Below are 24608 nucleotides of genomic sequence, written 5' to 3'. Positions count from 1 at the left end.
TTACATAGGACTTATAACGAAATTTATTGCATAAAGCTGATAGCTGATCAACAAGAAACGTCTTGCTCCTGAGGGGAACAAGACGTTTCTTGTTTTGGCGTATGCGGCTGGAGGATTATGGAACAGAGCTTATTCAGGGAAATCAGCAGAAACGCTTAGCGCTTCCCATTTTTCCGTTTCGGCGAGTTTGGCCTGATCCGCTTGTTTGGCCATTTGCACGGCTGTTTTGCCGAGGAGAAGCCGCAGAGGAGGGGAAGGCTCGGCCGTGATGGCAATCATGGCTTGTGCGGCACGTACCGGATCCCCGTCTTGTTTGCCGGAGCCTTGCCGCAACAGCTCATGCATGTTGCCCACAGTTGCCTGATAGTCCTCCATAGGCTCCTGATAACTTATGGATGATCCTGCCCAATCCGTACGGAACCCGCTTGGTTCGATGATCGTGACTTTAATGCCCAGCGGTTTGACTTCTTCAGTCAACACCTCCGAGAAACCTTCCACCGCCCATTTGGCCGTCTGGTAGGCGCCAAGACCGGGAGATCCGATGCGGCCTCCGATTGAAGAGATTTGGAGGATATGTCCGGCCCGCTGCTTGCGCATAACAGGAAGAACGGCTTGAGTAACGTTAATAACGCCAAACAGATTGGTTTCGATTTGAGCTCTTAAATCGTCTTCCGTGACTTCTTCGATTGATGCGATATTTCCATACCCCGCGTTGTTCACCAGCACATCAATCCGGCCAAAAACCTCAACCGCTTTTTGCACGGCCGCTTGCACTTGCTCTTTATGGGTGACATCGAGAGCGAAAGCCTCTACCTGCCCCGGATATTGCTGCACTAGCTCAGCCAGCTGCTCGGGTTTGCGGGCGGTAGCAAACAGCTTGTGACCCTGCTTCAGCACTTCCTCGGCCAAAGCACGGCCTAAGCCGCGTGAACTTCCCGTAACGAACCACACTTTATTCATTATTCCAGCGCCCTCGTTTCTAATTTAAGATTTGGAATGTTCATTCCAAGTTCATTGTAGAGCAGGTCGAGAAAAACGTCAAGCGATTTTTGGAATATACATTCCGTAAAATTGAGGGTAAAGCTACTTTTTTCAGAAAAAAGTAATTTATATGTGTGTTAATCACATGTTTATGGAATTATAATTCCAAAATCTTCTCAAACTAAATAGGCGCAAACCAAAAAAAGCCCAAGCCCATAAAAGGGCCCGGGCTTTCGTTATAGGGAGATTGCTTTCCACGAGGCTTCCAGGGTTTGCTGAATCTGCTGCTCATCCAGCGGATATTTTTGCACAAAATAACCTTTCAGGATGGAGGAAATCACGCCATTGATGATTTGATAGCACAGCCGGGGATCAATCGGCCTGATCAGGCCTTGTTTCTGGCCTTCGGCAAGAACAGAGTTGAACACCTCAAGCGAGTGATCCTCCATATGGCGGAGTTCGGGAGAAATGTAAGGAGAATAGGAGTAGCTGTCAATAAACAAATACTCCTTTGGCGACTGCATGCCAAATTTCAGCCGGTTCATCTGCAGCTGCTTGAAGCGTTCATACAAGCCGAGACTGGAATCATAGCCTTCAAGCAAGGCTTCTCCCATATGGATTCTGGCTTCCCGGTAGACTTCGTTCACAAGCTCCTCTTTGCTGGAAAAATAATTAAAAACCGTCCCGGAGCCAACGTTCGCTTTCTTGAAAATTTTAGAAAATGTGACGGACTGTAGTCCTTCCTCATGGATCAAATCCAGTGTAGCCTTCAAAATATCCTTACGCTTGCTCAATGTATACACCTCACTGATATTAAGAGTATTATTGCTGCATATCCGTGTCAAGCAGCATCAGAACAGGGGTTCGAGCTTTGTGGACATCCGGACGGATCAACAGCCGTTTGGCAGCAAATTTGAATCCCTGCGTGACAGAACGTATACTCAAATATTATAATGGGGCAAGAATGTTCAATTTAGCTCTTTACAGTTTAACAGTTTAAAGGGGGAACGCAGCATGAGTTTGCGTTATTTGACAGCAGGGGAGACACACGGTCCTCAGCTTACAGCTATCATAGAAGGATTGCCCAGCAATTTGAAGCTGGATTTTGAAGCTTTGAATTTCCAACTGCTCAGACGGCAGAAAGGGTATGGCCGCGGCCGGCGCATGCAGATCGAGAAGGATACGGCCAAAATTGCAGGCGGTGTTCGTCACGGGTACACAACCGGAGCGCCGGTTGCTTTGATCGTCGAAAATAACGACTGGAAGCACTGGCAGAACATTATGAACATTGAACCGATTGAAGGCACGGACGAAGAGAAACGCCGCGTCCATCGCCCACGTCCGGGTCACGCCGATTTGAACGGTGGTTTGAAATATGATCTCAAGGATCTTCGGAACGTCCTGGAGCGTTCCAGCGCCAGGGAAACGGCGATCCGCGTGGCCTGCGGCGCGGTGGCCCGGCAGCTGCTTGAGCATTTCGGCATAAAGGTGGCCGGACAAGTTATCCGGATCGGGGAAATTGAAGCACCCCCTAATAATCTGCCGCTGGACGAACTGGCCCGTTTGACCGAGGAATCTTCTGTTCGTGTAGTCGATAAGGAAACCGAAGCGAAAATGGAGGCCTACATCGACCAGATCAAACAGGAGGGCGATTCGATCGGCGGGGTCGTGGAATGTATTATCGAAGGGGCGCCGGTCGGACTGGGCAGCCATGTGCAGTATGACCGCAAGCTGGATGGACGGATTGCCCAAGCAGTTATGTCAATCAATGCCTTTAAAGGTGTTGAAATCGGAATCGGATTTGAGGCGGGCCAGCTGCGCGGCTCCCAGGTGCATGATGAAATTTTGTACAGCGAGGAGAAAGGGTATCACCGGGCCAGCAACCGTCTCGGCGGATTCGAGGGCGGCATGACCAACGGCATGCCTATTGTGGTACGCGGCGTCATGAAGCCGATCCCTACCCTGTACAAACCGCTGCAAAGCGTGGACATCGATACAAAAGAGCCGTTCACGGCTCAAGTCGAACGTTCCGATGCCTGTGCGGTGCCTGCGGCAAGCGTAGTGCTCGAGAGCGTGGTGGCCTGGGAAGTGGCCAAAGCGTTCCTGGAGAAGTTCGGCGGCGATTCCCTGGGAGAGATCGAGCGCAACTACGAAGCTTACAAGCAGCAGCTGGAGCGGTACTAATGAGAACGGTTCAGGTGGAACTAGGCGACCGCTCTTATCCGATTTACATTGGGGAAGGGCTGCTGGAACGGGCGGGAGAGTTGTTTGCCCTGCATGAGATTTCCCGCAAGAGCAAGCTGCTGATCGTCACGGATGATCATATTGCTCCACATTATTTGGCTTTATTGGAAGACCGGCTGCAGGCGGAAGGCTATCAGACAAAAGCACATGTCGTACCGGGCGGTGAAGCCTCCAAATCGCTGCAGGTATATGAAGAGGTCATGACGACAGCCATCCAGGCCGGGCTTGACCGCAGCTCCACCGTGGTTGCGCTGGGCGGAGGTGTTGTAGGCGATCTGGCCGGCTTCGTGGCGGCTACTTACATGAGGGGCATCGATTTTGTGCAAATCCCGACGACAATACTGGCTCATGACAGCAGCGTCGGCGGCAAGGTGGCTGTGAATCATCCACTGGCCAAAAATATGATCGGCGCTTTTCACCAGCCGAAGCTGGTTTTGTATGATCTGAATACACTGCTAACGCTTCCACCCCGCGAAGTGCGGTCCGGTTTGGCCGAAGTGGTCAAACACGGGCTGATCTGGGATGAAGCGTTCGCTGGCTGGTGCGACGAACATGCAGCCGAGCTGCTGGCTTTAAACCTTCCGGCGCTGGGATACGCGCTGGAGCGGGGCTGCTCCATCAAGGCGCAGGTCGTTTCGGGCGATGAACGCGAGAATGGACAGCGAGCCATTCTTAATCTGGGGCATACGATCGGCCATGCGCTGGAAGCGGTTGGCGGATACGGTACACTGCTTCATGGCGAAGCGATTTCGATCGGCATGGTCGGTTCGGCCATGCTGGCGGTTGGCCGGGGCAAACCGGCGGATATTTTACCAAGAACCAAGTCGCTGCTGGAGAAATTCGAACTGCCGACCGCTATTCCGGAAGGCTGGGAGGATGAAGCGATCCTCAGCGCGATGATGCATGACAAGAAATTCAGAGAAGATCAGATGGTGTTTGTGCTGCCGGACAGAATTGGCAAGGTAAACATCGTTAAAGACATGACGGTCGCCGAGGTGAAGGATGTGCTTGGGCGGCTCAGGGAGGAGAAGCAGCATGTTTAATCGCGGGATCCGCGGAGCAACGACTGTACAGCGGAACGATGAACAAGAAATTTTGCAGGCAACGGAAGAGCTGCTGAATGAAATCATTACACGAAACGTTCTGGACCCTGAAACGGTTGGCAGCGTTTGGATTACGATGACCACCGATCTCGACGCTGCCTTTCCGGCAAGAGCGGTCAGAGCGATCGAAGGCTGGGATTTTGTTCCGTTGATGTGCGCGACGGAGATTCCGGTACAGGGCAGCCTTCCTCTGTGCATTCGGGTCATGATCCAGGTGAATACGGAGAAAAACCAGCGCGAAATGCGTCATGTTTACCTGCGCGGCGCCCAGGTGCTGCGGCCTGATTTGAGCAAGTAGGCCGTTTTTTTCCCAGAAAGCTGTTGCCAAACGGTTCGGCATTCGTTATATTGTGATTAGGTTAGAAGAGTGTATACAGGTTTCAATATGAGTTTTAGCATAGAAGGCCTTGGAGGAATCGGAGAGCCGGTTCCGGGGCAGCCCGTTATGACTGAGTATGTCATCCGTCATGATTGGCGTTTATAGGATCAAGTTTAGAAGAGTAGAGCTGAGATGAGCAGAGCTGAGATGAGTGGATGAGTATGTCCGGGTCAGGTGAAAGTGCGCCGTTATGGGGAAGAACCCTTAGCGGAACGAGCTTTTTCCCGCAGGACTCTTGTCTTTATCTGCGATCAAAGGGTAAGCCTCTACTTCGGTAGAGGCTTTTTTTGTTGCCGGAGCATGGACATGGACCTATCGGTTCGTCCCCGGCATGCCGATCCTTTGATGGCGCCTTCTCGGAGGTAAGTCCAACCGGGAAGTTTTGCAGCCGTTGCTCATCGTCCGCCAACCCCATAAGGAGTGAATAATGGTGACGACAACCCCGAATGTTGAACAGGTGCTTGCAATGGCAAACGAATTTAATCTGATCCCCGTAATGAGGCCGCTTCTTGCCGATTTGGAGACGCCGATTCGTTTGTTTCAAAGATTTGCTTCGAAAGATCGCGCTTTTCTGCTGGAGAGTGTGGAGGGAGGCGTGAAATGGGCGAGGTATTCGTTCATCGGTACCGATCCCTTTGTCATGATGTACGGCAAACATGGACAGATGGTGCTGGAGCAGGAGGGCAAGAAAACGGCTCTTTCCGGCAAACCGGTGGAAGAGCTGAAAGCGTTGCTGCGGAAATACCGCAGCCCGCGCCTGGAGCAGATGCCGCCTTTCACAGGCGGGGCCATCGGATTCTTTGGCTACGACCTGCTGCAGTATTATGAGAAGCTGCCCGCCCATAAGGTAGATGACATGGGCATGCAGGATATCCAGTTTATGTTCTGCGATCAGGTTATTGTCTTTGATCACGTCAAACAGCAAATCCTGCTGGTTGCCAATATTCATGTTAAGCCGGGCGCGGGGGACGGTGAAATTCGCCTCGCCTACGAAGAAGCCTGCCGGAAGCTGGATGAAATGGCTGAACTGCTCGAGAAGCCGGACGGAAGCGAAGGGTTCAGCCGCAGACCCGTGCCGGAGCATATCGAGCTGGGCGAGATCAAGTCCAATCTGACCAAAGCGGAATATATGGCGAATGTAGATCGGGCAAAGGACTACATCCGGGCGGGGGACATTTTTCAAGTGGTGTTATCGCAAAGATTTGAAATGGATACCCATGTATCTCCAATGCACGTCTACAGGCTGCTGCGAACAACGAACCCGTCGCCTTATATGTATTACCTGAAGCTGGATGACGAGATTATCGTCGGGACTTCGCCGGAGGCACTGGTGAAAGTGGATCAGGGCAGGGTCGAAACCCGTCCGATTGCTGGTACCCGGCCCAGGGGCAAAACGCCGGAAGAAGATGCGCTTCTGGAAGCGGAGCTGCTGGCGGACGAGAAAGAACGGGCAGAGCATTTGATGCTGGTTGATCTGGGCCGCAACGACCTGGGCCGGGTGTCCGAATTCGGCTCTGTGAAATGCGATACGCTGATGAGCATAGAGAAATACTCGCATGTGATGCATATCGTCTCCGGCGTCTCGGGCCGGATGCGCAAGGATAAGGATTTCTTTGACGCTTTTCTCTCCTGCCTGCCGGCTGGAACCGTCTCCGGTGCGCCGAAATTGCGAGCGATGGAAATCATCGCCGAGCTGGAACGCGAAGCCCGCGGAACTTATGCCGGAGCGATCGGTTATCTCGGCTTCTCGGGGAACATGGATTCCTGCATCACCATTCGGACGATCGTGTTCAAGCAAGGCAAAGCTTACGTTCAAGCCGGAGCGGGAATCGTCTGGGATTCTGTGCCGGAGAAGGAATACGAGGAAACGGTTAACAAAGCAACGGCTCTGCTGAAGGCTATCCGCATGGCGGAACAGATGTTTCCGCCGGCAGAACCCGAAGCGGGGGAGCATGAAATCAATCAGGATTATTTATATCCATACAACAAGCCGGTTCAGGTAGGAGGGGAAATCAGATGAATGAGTTCGGAACTATGCAGTCGGGATTGGCCAAGGTGGTCGGAGGCGGCGATTTAAGCCGTGAAGAGGCGCGCGAAGTGATGAATCTGATTATGGAAGGCGGAGCAACTCCTGCCCAAATCGGCGGTCTGCTGGCTGCGCTTCGCTTTAAAGGGGAGACAGTCCAGGAGATTGCCGGTTTTGCCGAAGCGATGCGCAGTAAAGCTGCCGGAGTCGGCGCTCAGACTGCAGGACTGCTTGATACCTGCGGCACCGGAGGTTCGGGGATTCAGAAGTTCAATATTTCAACGGCTTCAGCTGTGATTGCTTCATCGGCTTCCGTCCGGATTGCCAAACATGGCAACCGCTCGGCTTCCAGCAAAGCCGGCAGCGCAGATGTGCTCGAAGCGCTTGGAGTCAACATTCATTTAAACGGTGAACAGGCCAAACGCTGCCTGGATGAAATCGGACTCTGCTTCCTGTTCGCGCAGGTATACCACCCTTCAATGAAACATGCGGCCGGTCCCCGCAAGGAGCTGGGAATGCGGACCGTATTTAATCTGCTTGGACCGCTTACGAATCCGGCCGGCGCAGACCGGCAGCTCCTTGGCCTTTATGATCCCCGCATGACGGAAACAATTGCCAAGGTGCTACGGGAATTAGGTTTGGTTCGTGCTCTTGTGGTGAGCAGCGGCGAAGGATTGGATGAGATCAGCTTGTCTTCTCCAACCCGAGTTTCGGAGCTTAAGGATGGAGAAGTCAGAACCTTTGAAATCAGGGCGGAAGATCTGGGATTGACCGGCTGTTCGCTTGAGGAAATTTACGGTGGGGATGCGGTCAGAAATGCCCAGCTGATTCGGGAGATTTTGAATGGCCGGCAAGGGCCGGCCCGTGATATTGTGCTTGCAAACGCCGGAGCTTGCATTTATCTGGCAGGTTACGCAGACAGCATGAAGGAAGGTGTCGTTATCGCGGCTGAGGCGGTCGACAGCGGCAGAGCTGCGAGCAAGCTGGAGCAGCTAATTCAAACAACGGGGGCGTTAAGTTATGTATCTTGATCGAATCGTCGTTACCAAGCAGGAAGAGGTTGCAGTACTAAAGAGTCGTTTAAGTGTGAAGGAAGCAGAAAAGGCTGTAGCCGCTCTTCCGCCGACGCGCGGATTCGCACAGGCGCTGTTGTCCGGACGCAGTCGCGAGATGGGACTGATAGCCGAGGTGAAGAAAGCTTCTCCCTCCAAAGGGCTGATTCGGCCGGACTTTGATCCGGTCGAGATTGCCCGCTCTTACGAAGAAGCAGGGGCCGACTGCATTTCCGTATTGACGGATGTTTCGTATTTTCAGGGGCGTCCGGAGTATCTCGGACAAATCCGTGCCGAAGTAAAGCTGCCGCTGCTGCGGAAGGATTTTATCATTGATGAGCTGCAAATTTACGAAGCGCGCCTTTTGGGCGCTGATGCGGTCCTGTTGATTGCCGCCATATTGGATGATCGCCAGCTTCATGACTATTTCCATCTGGCTTCCTCACTCGGCATGGATGCGCTGGTCGAGGTGCATGACCGGCAGGAGCTGGAGCGTGCCAACAAACTTGACGGAGTTAAACTGATAGGCGTGAACAATCGCGATTTAACGACCTTTGAGACCCGGCTGGAAACGACTGAACGGTTGGCACCCTATGTAAAGCCTGGAGCGGCATTAATCAGTGAAAGCGGCATTGCCGGAACGCCTGACATCGCTTATCTGGCCGGATGCGGAGCCAAGGGCGTGCTGATCGGGGAAACCTTCATGAGGAGGGAGTCTGTGACCCAGGCGGTGCTGGATGTGATGGGGCCGCGGAATTCCAAACCGGAAGGTGTGCGCTGATGGTGGACACGGCCATAAAAATTTGTGGACTGCAAAGCGTTGAAGTGGTAAAATCATTGTTACCTTTACAGGTCGATTGGATCGGATTTGTATTTGCTCCAAGCCGCAGGCAAGTGCCGGCAGATCAAGCGGGAATGATGATTGAAGCCGTAAAAGAATGGGGCGCTGGACATAGGGAACCCAAACTCCCCAAAACCGTCGGCGTATTTGTTAACCCGGCGATGGAGGAGCTTGAGCAGGTGCTGGGGCAGGCCAAACTTGACGTCGTGCAGCTGCACGGGCAAGAGCGGCCCGAGTTTTGCCGCCAGGTCAAGCAACGTTTTGGCGTAGAGGTGTTCAAAGCGCTGGCTATGAGAAGCAAGGCGGCGGAAGGCGGCGTGCAGGAGGCAAATGAGAATGCTCAAGCCGAGTCGGAACCAGAGCCGTTCTCTCCTGACGTTCTGCTGGAGCCTTATCGTCATTCGGTGGATGCGATCCTATTGGACACGTATGATCCTGTATACGGCGGAGGCTCGGGCGTTGCTTTTGACTGGAGTTTAATCAAACCTTATCAGGCCTGGGCTCACAATGCCCGGATCCCGCTGCTGATTGCGGGGGGGCTACATGAACGGAATGTCGGACAGCTTGTCCGGGACTATCATCCGGACGGCGTAGACGTATCAAGCGGAGTAGAACGCGAAGGCGTTAAAGATATCGGATTAATTACAGCATTTGTAGAGAGGGTGCGCGGACAATGACAGAATATCAGCTGGGCGGACAGGCAACGATGCCGGATGAGAAGGGGCGATTCGGCGGTTTTGGAGGACGTTATGTTCCCGAGACATTGATGAATGCTCTTCTGGAACTGGAGGAAGCTTACAAGCGGCATGCCGAAGATCCTTCCTTTCAGGAAGAGATTGATTATTTGCTCAAGCATTATTCGGGGCGCAAGACGCCTCTGTATTATGCGGATAGATTGACTCAGGAACTGGGCGGGGCCAAAATTTATTTGAAACGTGAAGATTTGAACCACACCGGAGCGCACAAAATCAACAACGCTATCGGGCAGGGCGTTCTGGCCAAACGTATGGGCAAAACCAAAATTATTGCCGAGACCGGAGCCGGCCAGCATGGCGTAGCGAGTGCAACGGTTGCCGCTTTGCTGGGACTGGAATGCAAAGTCTTTATGGGTGAAGAGGATATGAAACGCCAGCAGCTGAATGTCTTTCGAATGAAGCTCCTCGGGGCGGAAGTCGTTCCGGTGCTGTCCGGAACACGGACTTTAAAGGATGCGTGCAACGAAACGCTGCGTTACTGGGTCAGCCACGTGGAAGATACCTTCTACATTTTGGGTTCGGCTACCGGTCCTCATCCTTATCCGATGATGGTGCGGAACTTTCAGCGTGTGATCGGGGATGAAACGAGGGAGCAGATCCTTGAAACCGAAGGGCGGCTGCCGGACCAGATTATAGCCGCCGTGGGCGGAGGCAGCAATTCAATCGGCATGTTTTACCCGTTCATTCAGGATACTGAAGTAGGACTGATTGGCGTTGAAGCAGCTGGCAAAGGCATTGATACTCCCTATCATGCCGCTACAATGACGCTTGGCAGCAAAGGGGTTTTTCAAGGCTCGCTGAGCTATTTGCTGCAGGACGAACACGGCCAGGTTCAGCCGGCCCATTCGATTTCTGCAGGATTGGATTATCCGGGTATCGGACCGGAACATGCTTATCTCAAGGATCTTGAAAGAGCCCAATATGTGCCGGTCACGGATCAGGAAGCGATAGATGCGCTGCAGCTGCTAAGCCGGACGGAGGGGATTATTCCGGCACTGGAATCCGCTCATGCAGTTGCTCATGCAGTCAAACTGGCTCCGCAGCTGCCGCAGGATCAAATCGTGGTCATCTGTTTGTCCGGACGCGGGGACAAGGATGTAGATTCTATTATGGCCTATTTGGAGCAAGGAGGAGAAGGGCAATGAGCATGACGGGTACAACAAGCAACCTGATCGACACGACCTTCCGGAAGCTGAAGCAGGAAGGACGCGCCGCTTTTATCCCCTTTCTGACGGTTGGCGATCCTAACCCCGAGACGACGGTAGACCTGATTGTAGGCATCGAACGCGCCGGGGCGGACATTCTGGAGCTCGGGGTGCCTTATTCGGATCCGCTGGCTGACGGCCCTGTCATTCAGCGGGCTTCGGAGCGGGCGCTGCAGCATGGGATCACGATCGACAGCTGTTTTGAAGCAGCGCGGAAAGCTCGTGAACGGGGCGTTCAGATGCCGTTTGTCCTGTTCACTTATTATAATCCGGTCCTGCAGATGGGACTTGAAGCTTTTATGTCTGCCGCCAGGGAGAACGGCATCAGCGGTCTGATTATCCCGGATCTGCCGTTTGAGGAGAGCAGCGAGCTGCTGAAGCTGGCGGACGGGGCGGGAATTCATCTGATTCCGCTGATTGCTCCGACCTCAGAAGGACGAATACAGGCGATCCTCGGGAAGGCCCGGGGATTTGTTTATTGCGTCTCTTCGCTCGGCGTAACCGGCGTTCGTGCGTCCTTCCATGAAGGAATAGAAGACTTTATCGGGTCGGTTAAGCAGGCCACGGATCTGCCTGTAGCTTTGGGTTTTGGCATTTCGAGCCATGAGCAGGTGGAGCGCTTCTCCGCCTTGTGCGATGGCGTAGTTATCGGCAGCGCTATCGTCCGCGAGATTGAATCTAAAGCGGAGCTGCTGGCTGGTGCAGAAACCAAAGAGGACGCTCTATTGCAAATTTGCAGTTTTGTGTCACAATTAAAAGGATAGCAAAGCACTTATTTGGATAAGAAAGGCAGGGAACGTTTATTATGCAACCCAAACCGCAGATCGTGAATCTTCCGGTTTACCAGCCTGGCAAACCTATAGAAGAAGTCAAGAAAGAACTAGGACTCGAGGAGGTCATCAAGCTTGCCTCCAACGAGAATCCTTATGGCAGCTCCCCGAAAGCGCTGGAGGCCGTTCGGGCTGAGCTTGCGAACATCAGCTTATATCCCGATGGCAGCGCGGCAGAACTGGCTCAGGCTTTGGCAGCCCATTTAGGCGTGGAGCAGGATCAGCTCATCTTCGGTTGTGGTTCCGATGAAGTGATCTGCCTGATTGCGCGGGCATTCTTCCTGCCGGGCGACGAGAATATTATGGCTGACCAAACGTTCTCTGTATATAAAAGCAATGCGGATATCGAAGGAGCCGTAAGCATTGAGGTCCCTCTTAAGGATGGAGTTCACGATCTGGAGGCTATGCTGGCGGCCGTAACCGAACGGACAAAAGTAATTTGGATCTGCAACCCCAACAATCCGACCGGAACGATCATTCCTTCCGACGAATTGAAAGCTTTTCTGGAGCGTGTGCCTGAACGTGTAATGGTTGTTCTGGATGAAGCCTACTACGAATATGTTACTGACGAAACCTATCCGAACGGCATTCCGCTGATCAGCCAATATAAAAATGTAGTGGTGCTGCGCACCTTCTCCAAAATCTATGGTTTGGCGTCCTTGCGTATTGGTTACGGGGTAGGCGATGCCTCCGTCATCAAACTGATCAATCAGGTTCGGGAGCCGTTTAATACTTCCCGCTTCGCGCAAGCAGCGGCTCTGGCTGCTCTGAATGATCAGTCATTTATTGCGGATTGCCGTCGGAAGAACCGCGAAGGCATCGAATACCTGAATCGGGAATTTGACCGTTTGGGACTGAATTATTTCCCGGCGCACGGCAACTTCATTATGGTGGATGTCCGCACTTCGGCGGTGGAAATGTTCCAGGCGCTGCTCAAGCTGGGAATCATTATTCGCAGCGGATTTGGCAAATATCCGAATTATATCCGTGTATCTGTCGGGACCGAGGAACAGAACCGGAAATTTATTGCTGCGCTTGAGCGGGTGTTGAAGGAGCAGCGGATCCTGGTTTAGCAGGAAGTTTGCCAACATAGGGATAATACGAAGACGGAGCCCCGCTTCCTGGGGTTCCGCTTCCGTTTATGTACGTAATTACGTTTAATTTGGCAATAGATCTTTTAGGGAATCGAGTGGTTTACATATGCAAACTAAAATCGCAATCATTGGCGTAGGATTGATAGGCGGGTCCTTGGCGCTTTGCTTTAAAGGCAAACCGGACATTACGGTGGTTGGATACAGCCATACCCGTGAGGTTATGGAGCGGATCGAAGCGCGGGGTGTTGCGGATGAAGTTACGATGTCGCTTGAAGAGGCGGTCCATGACGCTGATTTTATTTTTTTATGCGTGCCTGTGGGTATTCTAGGCCGTTATCTGCAGCAGTTAAGCCGGCTACCGCTTAAACCGGGTTGTATTATTACGGATGTCGGCAGCACTAAAGCCTCCATTGCTTCGGCTGCAGATGTGCTGTCGCTGCATGACGTTCATTTCATCGGAGGACATCCGATGGCCGGCTCCGAGCGTTCCGGGGTGGAAGCTGCATCTACCCTGCTGTTTGAAAATGCTTATTATGTGCTGACGCCTTCACAGCATGCAACGGAAGAAGCCTATCAGTCGCTGGAGAAGCTGCTCGCTTATACGAAATCTCATGTGATTCGCGTAGAACCCAGGCTGCACGACGACATCGTTGGAGCCATCAGCCACCTGCCGCATATCATCGCAGTGGCGCTCGTTAACCAGGTGAGGGCCTACAACGAATCCAACGAATTGTACCGCCAGCTGGCTGCCGGCGGCTTTCGGGATATTACCCGGATTGCTTCGAGCGCTCCTGACGTCTGGCGGGATATCCTGCTGAGCAATAAAGAGGTGCTGCTGCGGTTGCTGGAGGATTGGCGCTGCCATGTTGATCGTTTTGCCGAAATGCTGGCGGAGGAGAACGGAGAAGGGATTGAGCGGGCGTTCCGGGAGGCGGGAGCCTTTAGAAACGAACTGCCTGAACGCCGGAAGGGCGCTATTCAGCCGCTATATGATATTTACATCGACGTGCCTGACGTGCCGGGAGTGATCGGGCAGGTAGCCACAGTGCTGGGGGTGCGCCAAATTAACCTGAGCAATATGCAGATTATCGAAAGCCGTGAAGATGTGCCGGGAACCCTTCGGTTGTCTTTCCGAGACGAGAAAGAGATGGAGAAGGCCAGAAATCTGCTGATGAAGCTGGAATATTCGGTCTATGTCTGAAGGTTTGTTTATCTGGAATTTATTCCAGAGGAATGAAATGTAAGCGTATTTAAATTTAGTGTTGACAGAATGAAAACGTATACATATAATAAAAGTACAGTATGGTTTCTCTCCACTCCTATCCAATAACTGGACGTTCTGAAAATGAACGTCGGCCGCCGAAATGGCGGTTTTTTTTTTTTTGCTCCTTTTTTCTGCAGAAATCAAAAAAAATTAGACCTAAAAGATTCTGAAAACATGGACCAAAGCCATACATATTTAAAAGGTGTCAGCCGATAAGAATTAAAAAGTCATGTACGTCGTCAGAAACTAGGTATAAAGAAGCAATAATCAGGGAATACTATTCGTTTTTATTTTTGAGCGGCTTTCTTATGGTATAATACTGGAGTCTTTGGAAAATTGAAGACCCTTTAAAAAAGTTAAATTTTTTGGCGAAATGCCGCAACTTTTTTCTCCCGATACGGTATAAACAGGCAGAAACCTCGGGATGAAGACAGGATGGGCGAGGAGGATCGCATGTCAATGACGGATTCCCAGTTGATTAAAGAAATCAAGGAAGGCAATACTGAACTATATTCGCAGTTAATGCGCCGATATCAGCGGAAGATTTTAACCTTCGTCTATCATATGCTCAAGAGCGCCAATCTTGAATTGCTTGCGGAAGATATATGTTCTGAGACCTTTTATAAAGCTTATCGCAGCCTCCACTCCTTCCGGGAAGTGGACGCTTCATTCTCGACTTGGTTATATACGATAGCAAGAAATACGGTATTAAGCGAGCTGCGGAAGCAGCGAAGCAGCCAGATACCGCTTGAAGAAAGCGGGTATGTGCCGGTTGCTCCTCAGGAAATTATTCCGGAACACGCCATATTGCGCAGCGAAAAGGTAAACAAGGTCCGGGATGCCATCAACAATTTGCCGGAGAAACAAAGGTCCGCGTTAATTCTTAGGGAATATGACCAGCTTGATTATCATGAAATATCCGTGATTTTGGGGCAAAGCATTAGCGCTGTAAAATCCTTGCTGTTTCGGGCTAGGAGCAGCGTCAAGAATCAGCTCGAACCTTATCTCTATGAGCCGTTGTTCGAGCCGTTCGAAGGGATGAAGAGCAGATGAACTGTAGAGAGGCCCAGGAAATGTTTGGTTGGACTGCGGATTTGCCAAAATCCCATCCAGATCGCAGACGTTTGGAAGCCCATCTGCTGGAGTGCATGGAGTGCTCGGCAGATTTTGAAATATGGCAGGAAAGCCTAGGAATAGTACATAGTTTGCCAATTGAAATCAGCGAAGAACGTGCAGAAGAAGTGAACCGGAGGGTGATGGAGCGCATTTATGCGGAATCTCCATGGCTTACCGAGGGCAAACGGACGGCTTCCGAGCGAATATTTCGAAGCAGGCTGAAGATTTGGGCCGCCAGTTTCATGTTTATTTTTCTAGTCAGCATTGCCGTGTTTGCCTTTTCTAATACCTATAGCGGCAGCAGGGATTCGCAGGTTATGGATTCCGGTCTGATTCCTACAGCCGTAGCCGGAGCGGAAAGTGTATCCGGTTCAAGCGTCAGCTACAATTTAACCCAGGTGTCAAGCGGCATCGTAGATCCTTTTACGGCAGGCATAGGCCCAAGTTATCCGCAGTATTGGATCGTTTTATCTATGGTAGCTATGGGATTGGCTCTATTGGCATGGAGAGGTTTTCGCCGGGTTCGCACCCATTAAGACAAATGCCGAAATGGCATTTGTCTTTTTTGTAGCAGCTTGATCATTAACAACCAAGGAGGATTTTCATGATTGTTGGCTTGATTCGCCACGGACTTACCGATTGGAACGCCAAGGGGAAAATTCAGGGAAGAAGCGACATCCCTCTCAATGAGGAAGGACGCCAGCAGGCCAGATTGCTCGCCGAACGGCTGGCAGCCGAACCTCAAAAGTGGGATTTTGTTATCACAAGCGGTTTATCCAGGGCGCAGGAGACAGGAGAGATTATTGCAAGCCGGTTATCCATTCCGGTCTATGATCCGGATTCCCGGCTGCTGGAGCGCTCCTTCGGCAAAGCCGAGGGCCTCACGGCCGATGAAAGGGAAACGCTGTGGGGAGCCGATTGGGATACCCAGGCGCTCGGCCAGGAAACGGTTGAAGAAGTCCAGCAGAGAGCCCTGTCTTTTATGGAGGATCTGGCTGAACGTTTTCCCGATAAAAATGTGCTTGTGGTTTCCCATGGAGGACTGCTTGCCCAGCTTTACCGCATCCTGTATCAGGATCAGTACCGCGAACGAATCGGCAATCTTTCTCTTACCGTGCTTGAGAAGAAGGATAAGAACTGGGATCTGGTTTTGTACAATTGTACAAGGCATCTTGCATCTCCGGTTTCCAAAAATCAGGAATGAGCTCTTACAGAGCCGTTAGCTACCTGCCGGACAGGTTGGCTAACGGCTTTTTTTGCGGGGAATGAGCGGGAATCTCTCTGAGGGAGCTCTATATTTTTTTAGATAAGTGAGAATAAAAGCTGCAGGATTTCCCATAATGGTATTAAAACGGTGAGGCGATGTTCCATGAACCTAGCAGAAATGCTGACTTATGCCGATATCGAAATGCTCTCGAAGATAGCTGCCCACTATGAATGCAATTGTAACGCCCACTCCAAAAATGAGCTTATACAAAGCATCCTCAACAAGATGGGCAACCGGGATTTTATTCAAAAGCACGTCGATCAAATGGGCATTGAAGATTTGCGGTTTCTCAACACCTTGCTATTCGACAAAAGGAGCCGTTTAAGTCTTGAAGAGCTGCTGGCGAGCGCCGGGCAGGCCAAATTTGCCGAAGGGCAGAAACAGGAAGGTTCAGGTTCAGTACGAGAGATGATCGCCCGGTTCAGGCAAAGAGGCTGGCTCTTTAATGGCTCAACTCCGGACACCCGTTATTTGTTTGGTATTCCCGACGATTTGAAATCCAGGTTTCGCAGCGTGATGGAGCAGCAGCTCGAAGAGCAGATCGTCACTGTGAAGGAGCCGGAAGTGTACCGCGAAGAGCAGGAGCAGGCTCCGGAGGATTTATATTTGCTGCTGCGTTACGTGCAAAGGCATGAAGTGCCTTTGAATGCGGAAGGTGTCATGCATAAGCGCTGCCAGACGCAGCTGATGGAGATGCTGCATGTTCCTGAGCCGCTGGTCAGCGGTGCGGGCTGGCGTTTCGGCTACGGCCGGCGCTTCAAGGATTACCCGGACCGCCTGGCGCTGTTGTATGATTATGCCTGTCATCGCGGCTATCTTCGGGAGAAAGCCCATGAGCTTGTCCTCACAGATTCAGGCCATAGAAGGGTTGAGGAAGAGATCAAGGAACCCTTGCTTGATTTGATCCAGTTTTGGTTAAGACTTTATAAAAGCCCCATACCAAATCTGGTTTCCCTGATTTACTGGATCAGCCACGGGAGTGAGAACTGGTGCAGCGCAGCCTCGGTGTTCGGCACGGTTCAGCGGTTTATCAAGCCGTTTTATTACGATGCGGCCGAGTCGATTTTTCAGGAGAGAATCGTAAAAATGATGCTCCATCTTGGCATGATGAAGGTAGGGGAGGATCTCCGCCATGGAGCGGTAATCCGCATGACTTCCGGCGGGAGAAGCGTCGTTAACAGCCTGGTTGCCGGCACGGCCGGTCTACGGGAACTCAAATCTGCGGACATTCGGAATATGCGAGTCTGACAGGAATGATCGGCTCTGGCAGGTCACCATTTTTATCATCTAAATACTTATATCTGTTGGAGGTGCATCCTAATGGATAAAATGAAGGCTACTTACGAAGTAATGCTGGCTTTGGCTGCGGAAATGGCCCTGGATGAAATCTTGCGCAAAAGTCGGGAGGAAAAGCTGTACGGCGCGATTGACAGCGCTTTGGCAGAAGGCGATGAGGTGGCCTTCCGGCTTCTGACGGATGAACTGAAAACCTTGCAAAGATGAAGGAATGCTTCGGCATTTCTTCTTTTTTTGTACGAGGACCTTAGATGGGATATGATAGAAAATATAAAACAATAGACCTGAGAAGGGGAGAGAGGGATAAAAGATTTATGTACATAAGCAGGTTTTGGAGCAGGACATTTTTGATCCATCCGGCCCTTTTGTGGCTGCTCCTCATATGCAATTTGCTGGGAACGATCTACGGGTACATATGGTATGACGCGCAGCTTGAATATACGGCGCAGCATGAATCGGCATGGCTGCTGATCTTTGTGCCGGACAGCCCGACGGCCAGCTTGTTTTTCACCCTGGCGCTGGTATTTCTTCTGTTCGAACGCCGCTTTGGCGCGAAATGGCTGGGCATTCGGATGCTGATCGAAGCGCTGGCTGTCGTAACAAGCGTTAAATACGGCATATGGGCGGTGTCAATGATTCTTGCGGGCGCTTATCAGGGGGACGCCCTGGTCTGGCAGGATTATATGCTGATGGCCTCTCACCTGGCGATGGCGGCGGAGGCGCTGCTTTTCCTCCGTTTCTTCAGGTTTGGCACGATGATGACAGCGCTTGCCGGCGTCTGGACCCTGATCAATGACACCGTGGATTACACTTATGGCGTTTTCCCGTGGCTGCCGCGTCCGCTGCAGAACGATCTGGTTGCGGTTCAGAATTTTACTTTTCTGCTTACGCTGCTGACAATAGCGGTTGCGTGGTTAGGAGTCAGGCGGTCGGGAAGATTCTGAAGCAGCAGTTTGAAAGGCCGCTGGCCGGCGTTCTAAGTAGAGACAACCTGCCATAGATTGTGGTAGGAGGGGATGTCCGGTGAAAGCGAGATTACGAACGTTTATCATGGCGATTGCACTGTTGACGGCGGCGGCCGCAGGGCTGACGACTTATTCGGAAAAAGGTTTGGCGGCTCCGCAGAACGGGCAGGCCGCCCCGCAAGCGGCTCAGATCGGCCAGGCGGCCGCTCCAGCCTCGCAAGCCCAAAAGCTGGCCGAATTAGAACAGGCCTCGGAATCTTTATATCAAGCGATGCAAAGCGGAAAAGCGGAAGAGGCCCAGGTTGAAATGGACCGTATTACGTCATTGATCGGCACGATTTCCTATCAGGGTTTGACCGGCGTCGATGGCATTCATGAGCTGACAGCTTGCGTGATGGATGCCCGCACGGCTCTGCTCAAGGCCGATCCTTCGCCGGAGGCTTGGAGAACGACGTCCGCCCGGCTCCGGCTTGCGGTAGACAGCCTAATCCATACGAAAGGAGCGATGTGGCAGCAGTATTACAAAGTGCTGGCCGAGGACTCCGAGAAGCTGAATAAAGCGGCTGTGGAGGGGAACGGGCAGGCTGTCCAGCGTTCTTTTGCAGATTTGAAGGACCATTATGAGCTGATTCGTCCGGCAGCAATGATCCGGAAGTCTCCCTCAGACATTACTGCCATGGATTCCTGGCTGTCTTATGTGGAGAATATCAGCGCCGGCGAAAAGCAGGACCTCCAGGCCCTGCAAACAGCCCTGGCCGGCGGGCAAGGGCTGCTGCAGAATTTGTTCGGCAAGCAGAAAGACGAGCCGGTACTGCTGCCTATTGCGGGGTACAGCAACCCGTGGCATTGGAGCTTCCTGATCGGCTTGTGGATCCTGCTTGCGCTGGGCTATACGGCATACCGCAAATATTCCGCCCAGCAGGAGGTACAGCCGGTTGCCCCTTACAGTGAGAAATCATCCGGCGGGAGAAGGACCTGGTGAGCCGAAAATCCGCAGGAGAATGGCGGTAATCCCCCATTCGAGGAACCGTTTTAATCCTCCCGGAAGCCTTCGCCCTGAACGTCATGCACATCGTTAATAACCATAAAGGCACGGGGATCCACCGATTTGACCAGCAGGCTCAAGCGGCGGATTTCCTGCCTGGATACCACGCAGTAGACGACATTTTTGCCTCGTTTGGAATAAGCGCCGATAGCCGGAATCAGCGTGACGCCCCGGTCCATTTCTTTAGTAATCAGATCGGCGATCGCTTCGGCGTGGTCGGAAATGATCATAAAAGCTCTTGCCGCATAAGCGCCTTCCTGAATAAAGTCGATGACCTTGGAAGCGATGAACACGGCAACCAGCGTATACAGGATTTTCTCGATCGGAATAAAGAACAGCGATAAGCCGATAATGAGCACGTCGGTGATCAGGATCACTTGCCCCATGCTCCAGCCGAATTTGCGGTTGAGAATTCTAGCTATGATATCGGAGCCTCCGGTCGTTCCGCCGTAACGGAAAACAACGCCCAGTCCAGCGCCTAAAGTAACGCCGGCGTACAGCGAGGCCAGTATGTAATCCTGATGCGTACGGAAAGGGACGATCCAGCCCCGGTTGATCATCCATTCGAACAGCCAGAGGAAGAAGGTCAACGAGGCGATGCCGACGCCTGTGTAGACGATCTGTCTGCCCCCAAGCATTTTCCAGCCGATCAGAAACAGCGGAATATTGATGACCAGCGTGGACAGGGAAGGCGAAATGCCAAACCCGTATTTCAGCAGGATGGTAATCCCGGTAACACCGCCCTCGGTCAGCTGGTTGGGAATAATAAAATACAGGAGTCCGAACGCATAAATGGCGGTGCCGAGCAAAATAGGCATCGTTGTTTTCATGAAAGCGGACAATTTGGTGGTATTCATCGAATCCCTCTCTTTAATGCAGATAGTGAACATGGATAACATTCCTAGTATACCTTTTTAAGCGCCGATTAAAAAAGCATTTGTTTTCAACCCCCCTTTAAGATAACATAAGGGGGAAAAAGCCGTGCAGAAAAGAGGGGATGACAGATGGCTGACAGGCCGCTATCGGAGCTGCAGCGGGAAGTGGATCAATACATATCTCAATTTAAAGAAGGGTACTTCAGCCCGCTTGCCATGCTCGCCCGAATGAGCGAAGAGGTCGGGGAACTGGCCCGCGAAGTGAACCACCAGTTCGGCGAGAAACCCAAGAAAGCAACAGAAGAGGAGAATTCGATCGAGCTGGAGCTTGGCGATATTTTGTTCATAACGATTTGTTTCGCTAATTCGCTTGGTATAGATCTTACCGAAGCCCACGATAAAGTGATGAACAAATTTAATACACGGGATGCAAACCGTTGGACCCGAAAGGACACCGAATAGGCTGATGTTTCATATGCTGTACCATAGCCCGATTCAGAGGGAGGGACAGCAGATGAAAGCGGATGATCTTTTGAGGAAGGCTTATAAATGCATTCTTGACAATGATTTTGAAGGGGCAATCAGCTGGTTCGAGCAGGCTATTGAGATTGAACCGGATAGAGCCGACATTCGTTATCGTTGTTCGATCACTTATGCTCGCAGCGACAAGCTGGAGCAGGCGATCCGAAACGTTAAGGAAGCGATCCGGCTGGATCCGCAGGAACCTTCGTATAAACTTCATTTCCAGCGTCTGCAGGCGAAGGAGCTGACAAGACAGGCCGTAAGAAAACTTCAGTTCAGACAGGATGACGATTTTGGAGAGGCGGCTGAAGCGGCCAAATTGCTTGAAGAAGCGGCCAAACTGGACCCCTTGTCTGCGGAAGCCCAGGTATGGCTGGCTTTGTCATACGGAGAAACCAAAGATTATCACAAGGCGCTCAAGGCTATTTGGGAAGCGTCAGCTTTAATGCAGGATGATGCCGTATCCGAACATTTAATAAAGTTGGAGCAGCGTTTCAAGACTTATATCGATCACTCATCATACTAGCGGAATGGGGAGGATAAAAACATGGCTGATCAAATAAGAGTAGCGGTTGCGGGAGCAGCCGGCAGAATGGGCCGAGAGGTCGTTAAGATGGTGCTGCAGGACGAAGAGCTTCAACTGGTCAGCGCCGTGAACCGTTCCCAGACCGGAGTGGATGCAGGAACGCTGGCAGGACTGCCGGCTTCCGGCATCCTGGTTGAGAACGACCTGGAGCGTGCGCTGAAATCCTCCGGCGCTGATGTGCTGGTGGATTTCACCACCCCGCAAACGGTATATGCGAACACGGAGCTGGCGATTTCGCTTGGCGTCCGTCCGGTTGTCGGGGCGACCGGCTTCACACCGGAGCAGATTGAGGCGCTGGACAAGCAGTGCCAGCTGCAGGGAATCGGCGGACTGATTGCGCCAAACTTCTCGATTGGAGCCATTCTGATGATGCAGTTCGCTGCCCAGGCGGCCAAATATTTCCCTCATCTGGAGATTATTGAATATCACGGAGACCAGAAGCTGGACGCTCCATCCGGTACGGCGGTCAAAACCGCCGAATGGATCGCAGGGAACCGCGAGGAGATCCGGCAGGGGAATCCGCAGGAAGAAGAGACGATTGAGGGAGCGAGAGGCGGCTACTATAACGGCTTCCGCATCCACAGCGTCCGTTTGCCGGGCGTGTTTGCCCAGCAGGAGGTCATCTTCGGGGCTCACGGGGAAAGTCTGAAGATCCGCCATGACTCTTACGAACGTTCCGCTTATATGCCGGGCGTTAACCATGCGGTCAAACGGGTTATGAACTATAAAGGTTTGCTTTATGGCTTTGAGCATTTAATGGAGTAGAGGGAGGAATTTCGGATATGCTAAATATTGCGTTTATTGCCCATGATCGTAAAAAAGAGGACATCGTCAATCTGGCGGTTGCCTATGAACACGTCTTTAAGGATAAAAAACTTTATTCGACCGGAACTACCGGTCAACGAATTATGGAAGCAACTTCGCTGAAAATTCACCGGTTTCTGTCCGGACCGCTTGGCGGCGACCAGCAGATCGGCGCTATGATTGCCCAGAATGAAATGGATCTGGTCATTTTCATGCGAGACCCGCTGATGGCGCAGCCGCATGAACCGGATATTACCGCTTTGCTCCGCCTCTGTGACGTGCACGGCATTCCGGTGGCCACAAACATGGCTACGGCAGAAATTTTGATTAAAGCGCTGGATCGCGGAGATTTTGGCTGGCGCGAGCTTGTTGAGCTTCACAAGCCAAAGGCGGAGTAAGAATGATGGAGAAGCTGGATATACTGATCTTCGGCGCCCATGCGGATGATGCTGAAATCGGCATGGCGGGCACGATTGCCAAACATACGGCAGCAGGCCTCAGGGTTGGCATTTGTGATTTGACTTTTGCGGAGATGTCCTCGAATGGCGGCGTAGAGCGAAGAAAGCAGGAGGCGGCGGAGGCGGCGAATGCGCTTGGCCTTGCGGCCCGCAGCAATCTGGGTCTGCCTGATCGGGGACTTTTTCTGACTCCGGAACACATTGCAGCCGTAACCGAAGAAATTCGCAAATATGCGCCCCGGATCGTGTTTGCCCCTTATTGGGAAGATCGGCATCCGGATCATGTGGCCTGCAGCCGGCTGGTCGAGGAAGCGGTGTTTAACGCCAAACTGCGCAAATACATGCCGGACAAGCTGGACAAGCCCCCGGTCCTTGTTGAAGACCTGTTTTTTTATTTCATCAATGATTGGCGTAATCCGGATCTTGTCGTGGATGTTACTGAACATTATGAAGCCAAGCTGGCGGCGCTGCGCAGCTACCGCTCTCAATTCGAGCAGGCGCATGGTGAAGATACAGTTGCAACTCCGCTGAATCAAGGTTACGTCGAGCGTGTCCAAGCAAGGGATGCTCTGCTGGGCCAGAAGAAGCTGATTCCTTTTGCCGAAGGTTTTGCGGTGAAAGCTCCTTACCGGATTCAGCGCTTCTTATGAGGTCCAATTATGAAGATATAGTCGAAATTTAAAATAGCGCATTTTTACGCATGAAAGGGGGTTCCGCTTTTGAACCGACCGCTGAAAATCGGCATTACCTGTTACCCGTCCCTTGGAGGATCGGGTGTAGTAGCTACTGAACTTGGTAAACTGCTCGCCGAAAAGGGACATGAAGTGCATTTTATTTCACACAGCGTCCCGTTCAGGCTGGGAGCTTTTCATAAAAACATCTTTTACCACGAAGTGGAAGTCAATGACTATTATGTGTTCCGCTACCCTCCGTATGATTTGTCACTCGCCACCAAAATGGCTCAAGTGGTCAAGCAGGAGAAGCTGGATGTGCTTCATGTTCATTATGCGGTTCCGCATGCGGTTTGTGCTTTCCTGGCCAAACAGATGGTCGGCGACCATCTTAAGGTAGTTACAACGCTTCATGGCACAGACATCACCGTGCTGGCCCAGGATGAATCTCTGAAAGACCTGATTCGTCTGGCGATTAACGAAAGTGATGCGGTGACCTCTGTCTCGCAGGATTTGACCCGTGAAACGCAGGAGCTGCTTGATATTACCCGAGGCATTGATTTAACGTACAATTTTGTGGATGAACGTTTCTATTATCCACGCGATGTATCCGAACTGCGCAAGGAATTTGCGGCACCGGACGAAAAAATCCTGATGCACGTTTCCAACTTCCGGCCGGTAAAGCGGGTGAAGGACGTTGTGGACGTGTTTGCGCGCGTGTCCAAGGAAATTCCGGCCAGGCTGCTGTTTGTAGGAGAAGGTCCGGATTTGCCGAAGATCCAGTGCCAGATTCGAGATATGGGGCTGGAGGATAAGATTCGGTTCCTGGGCAAACAGGATGAAATCGCCCAGATCATTTCAATGGCGGATGTGCTGCTGCTGCCATCGGAGAAAGAAAGCTTCGGGCTGGTAGCCCTAGAAGCGATGGCCTGCGGCGTTCCGACCATCGGCTCGATGGCCGGCGGTATTCCGGAGCTGGTCAAGCACGGCGAGACCGGTTATCTGGCGCCGATCGGCGATACGGCTGCGATGGCGGATTTCGCGCTGCAGCTGCTGAACGACGAGGTTTTGACCGCCAAGGTCAAACAAGCGTGCATTCGCCGGGCGCAAACCGAGTTTAACAGCGAGAAAATCACAAAACAATATGAGCAAATATATTATCGTGTGCTGCAGGCGGAACAATCCAAGCCTAAGCTGACGGCCTGTGGTCTGCCCAAGGCTTAAGCGGC

Annotated in this window: 28 protein-coding genes; 24 read left to right on the top strand and 4 right to left on the bottom strand. The window is 52.1% G+C overall.

Annotation, left to right across the window (positions count from 1 at the left end; genetic code table 11):
* Window positions 1–129 precede the first annotated feature (129 nt).
* From AWM70_RS09805 to AWM70_RS24115, 3 genes are all read right to left on the bottom strand, one after another.
* Window positions 130–960, bottom strand: a complete 831-nt coding sequence (locus tag AWM70_RS09805; RefSeq protein ID WP_068695931.1) for an oxidoreductase — start codon at window positions 958–960, stop codon at window positions 130–132.
* A gap of 257 nt (window positions 961–1217) precedes the next feature.
* Entirely contained in the window at window positions 1218–1784 is a 567-nt protein-coding gene (locus tag AWM70_RS09800; protein ID WP_237167878.1) for a TetR/AcrR family transcriptional regulator, read from the bottom strand.
* Window positions 1785–1803: 19 nt separating this feature from the next.
* Window positions 1804–1926, bottom strand: coding sequence for a hypothetical protein (locus tag AWM70_RS24115; RefSeq protein ID WP_257784543.1), 123 nt, complete (start codon window positions 1924–1926; stop codon window positions 1804–1806).
* A 69-nt stretch (window positions 1927–1995) separates the two neighbouring features.
* Between AWM70_RS24115 and aroC the strand changes: the two genes are divergently transcribed.
* From aroC to AWM70_RS09710, 18 genes are all read left to right on the top strand, one after another.
* Window positions 1996–3165: a chorismate synthase gene (gene aroC / locus AWM70_RS09795; RefSeq protein WP_068695926.1), complete on the top strand. Its 1170-nt coding sequence runs from the start codon at window positions 1996–1998 to the stop codon at window positions 3163–3165.
* Window positions 3165–4268 carry a 3-dehydroquinate synthase gene (gene aroB / locus AWM70_RS09790; protein WP_068695924.1) on the top strand — a complete coding sequence of 368 codons (1104 nt, stop codon included), beginning with the start codon at window positions 3165–3167 and terminating at the stop codon, window positions 4266–4268. The genes aroC and aroB overlap by 1 nt, the downstream gene beginning before the upstream one ends.
* Entirely contained in the window at window positions 4261–4626 is a 366-nt protein-coding gene (aroH, locus tag AWM70_RS09785) for a chorismate mutase (RefSeq protein WP_068695922.1), read from the top strand. The genes aroB and aroH overlap by 8 nt, the downstream gene beginning before the upstream one ends.
* Before the next feature lie 508 nt (window positions 4627–5134).
* Window positions 5135–6727, top strand: a complete 1593-nt coding sequence (gene trpE / locus AWM70_RS09780; protein WP_068695920.1) for an anthranilate synthase component I — start codon at window positions 5135–5137, stop codon at window positions 6725–6727.
* A complete protein-coding gene (gene trpD, locus AWM70_RS09775; protein WP_068695918.1) occupies window positions 6724–7764 on the top strand; it encodes an anthranilate phosphoribosyltransferase in 1041 nt (346 codons plus the stop codon). Before trpE ends, trpD begins: the two co-directional genes overlap by 4 nt.
* A complete protein-coding gene (gene trpC, locus AWM70_RS09770; RefSeq protein ID WP_068695917.1) occupies window positions 7754–8566 on the top strand; it encodes an indole-3-glycerol phosphate synthase TrpC in 813 nt (270 codons plus the stop codon). Before trpD ends, trpC begins: the two co-directional genes overlap by 11 nt.
* Entirely contained in the window at window positions 8566–9303 is a 738-nt protein-coding gene (locus tag AWM70_RS09765) for a phosphoribosylanthranilate isomerase (protein WP_068695915.1), read from the top strand. Before trpC ends, AWM70_RS09765 begins: the two co-directional genes overlap by 1 nt.
* Window positions 9300–10526, top strand: a complete 1227-nt coding sequence (gene trpB, locus AWM70_RS09760; protein ID WP_237167877.1) for a tryptophan synthase subunit beta — start codon at window positions 9300–9302, stop codon at window positions 10524–10526. Before AWM70_RS09765 ends, trpB begins: the two co-directional genes overlap by 4 nt.
* Before the next feature lie 2 nt (window positions 10527–10528).
* Window positions 10529–11350 (top strand): tryptophan synthase subunit alpha, encoded by an 822-nt coding sequence (trpA, locus tag AWM70_RS09755; protein WP_068700539.1) that lies wholly within the window; start codon window positions 10529–10531, stop codon window positions 11348–11350.
* A gap of 41 nt (window positions 11351–11391) precedes the next feature.
* Window positions 11392–12489 carry a histidinol-phosphate transaminase gene (hisC, locus tag AWM70_RS09750; RefSeq protein ID WP_068695913.1) on the top strand — a complete coding sequence of 366 codons (1098 nt, stop codon included), beginning with the start codon at window positions 11392–11394 and terminating at the stop codon, window positions 12487–12489.
* Window positions 12490–12616: 127 nt separating this feature from the next.
* Window positions 12617–13711 carry a prephenate dehydrogenase gene (locus AWM70_RS09745; RefSeq protein ID WP_068695911.1) on the top strand — a complete coding sequence of 365 codons (1095 nt, stop codon included), beginning with the start codon at window positions 12617–12619 and terminating at the stop codon, window positions 13709–13711.
* A 522-nt stretch (window positions 13712–14233) separates the two neighbouring features.
* Complete coding sequence (locus AWM70_RS09740) at window positions 14234–14827, top strand: RNA polymerase sigma factor (RefSeq protein ID WP_068695909.1); 594 nt, start codon at window positions 14234–14236, stop codon at window positions 14825–14827.
* A gap of 20 nt (window positions 14828–14847) precedes the next feature.
* A complete protein-coding gene (locus tag AWM70_RS09735) occupies window positions 14848–15426 on the top strand; it encodes an anti-sigma factor (protein ID WP_237167876.1) in 579 nt (192 codons plus the stop codon).
* A 68-nt stretch (window positions 15427–15494) separates the two neighbouring features.
* Window positions 15495–16094: a histidine phosphatase family protein gene (locus tag AWM70_RS09730; RefSeq protein WP_068695905.1), complete on the top strand. Its 600-nt coding sequence runs from the start codon at window positions 15495–15497 to the stop codon at window positions 16092–16094.
* A 165-nt stretch (window positions 16095–16259) separates the two neighbouring features.
* The gene (locus tag AWM70_RS09725; protein ID WP_068695903.1) at window positions 16260–17405 is read left to right on the top strand and encodes a hypothetical protein; all 1146 of its coding nucleotides are present in this window, start codon (window positions 16260–16262) and stop codon (window positions 17403–17405) included.
* Between the two features lie 72 nt (window positions 17406–17477).
* Window positions 17478–17660, top strand: coding sequence for an IDEAL domain-containing protein (locus AWM70_RS09720; RefSeq protein WP_068695901.1), 183 nt, complete (start codon window positions 17478–17480; stop codon window positions 17658–17660).
* 107 nt (window positions 17661–17767) lie between these two features.
* On the top strand, window positions 17768–18397 hold the full coding sequence (locus AWM70_RS09715; RefSeq protein ID WP_068695899.1) for a DUF1405 domain-containing protein: 630 nt from the start codon (window positions 17768–17770) through the stop codon (window positions 18395–18397).
* Window positions 18398–18476: 79 nt separating this feature from the next.
* On the top strand, window positions 18477–19400 hold the full coding sequence (locus AWM70_RS09710) for a sporulation protein YpjB (RefSeq protein ID WP_068695896.1): 924 nt from the start codon (window positions 18477–18479) through the stop codon (window positions 19398–19400).
* A 50-nt stretch (window positions 19401–19450) separates the two neighbouring features.
* Here the strand turns inward: AWM70_RS09710 and AWM70_RS09705 are convergent, their stop codons facing one another.
* A complete protein-coding gene (locus tag AWM70_RS09705) occupies window positions 19451–20320 on the bottom strand; it encodes a YitT family protein (protein WP_068695894.1) in 870 nt (289 codons plus the stop codon).
* A gap of 147 nt (window positions 20321–20467) precedes the next feature.
* Between AWM70_RS09705 and AWM70_RS09700 the strand changes: the two genes are divergently transcribed.
* The 6 genes from AWM70_RS09700 (at window position 20468) to bshA (ending at window position 24603) form a co-directional block, all read left to right on the top strand.
* A complete protein-coding gene (locus AWM70_RS09700; protein WP_068695892.1) occupies window positions 20468–20800 on the top strand; it encodes a nucleotide pyrophosphohydrolase in 333 nt (110 codons plus the stop codon).
* Window positions 20801–20852: 52 nt separating this feature from the next.
* Window positions 20853–21386, top strand: a complete 534-nt coding sequence (locus AWM70_RS09695; protein ID WP_068695890.1) for a tetratricopeptide repeat protein — start codon at window positions 20853–20855, stop codon at window positions 21384–21386.
* A gap of 21 nt (window positions 21387–21407) precedes the next feature.
* Window positions 21408–22211 (top strand): 4-hydroxy-tetrahydrodipicolinate reductase, encoded by an 804-nt coding sequence (gene dapB, locus AWM70_RS09690; RefSeq protein ID WP_068695888.1) that lies wholly within the window; start codon window positions 21408–21410, stop codon window positions 22209–22211.
* A gap of 17 nt (window positions 22212–22228) precedes the next feature.
* The gene (locus AWM70_RS09685) at window positions 22229–22648 is read left to right on the top strand and encodes a methylglyoxal synthase (protein WP_068695886.1); all 420 of its coding nucleotides are present in this window, start codon (window positions 22229–22231) and stop codon (window positions 22646–22648) included.
* A 2-nt stretch (window positions 22649–22650) separates the two neighbouring features.
* Window positions 22651–23358, top strand: coding sequence for a bacillithiol biosynthesis deacetylase BshB1 (bshB1, locus tag AWM70_RS09680; RefSeq protein ID WP_068695885.1), 708 nt, complete (start codon window positions 22651–22653; stop codon window positions 23356–23358).
* A 69-nt stretch (window positions 23359–23427) separates the two neighbouring features.
* Entirely contained in the window at window positions 23428–24603 is a 1176-nt protein-coding gene (gene bshA / locus AWM70_RS09675) for an N-acetyl-alpha-D-glucosaminyl L-malate synthase BshA (protein WP_068695883.1), read from the top strand.
* Window positions 24604–24608: the final 5 nt, after the last annotated feature.

It is taken from the genome of Paenibacillus yonginensis (assembly GCF_001685395.1).
GTDB lineage: Bacteria > Bacillota > Bacilli > Paenibacillales > Paenibacillaceae > Fontibacillus > Fontibacillus yonginensis.
This window is presented reverse-complemented; position numbering and strand designations above follow the sequence as displayed.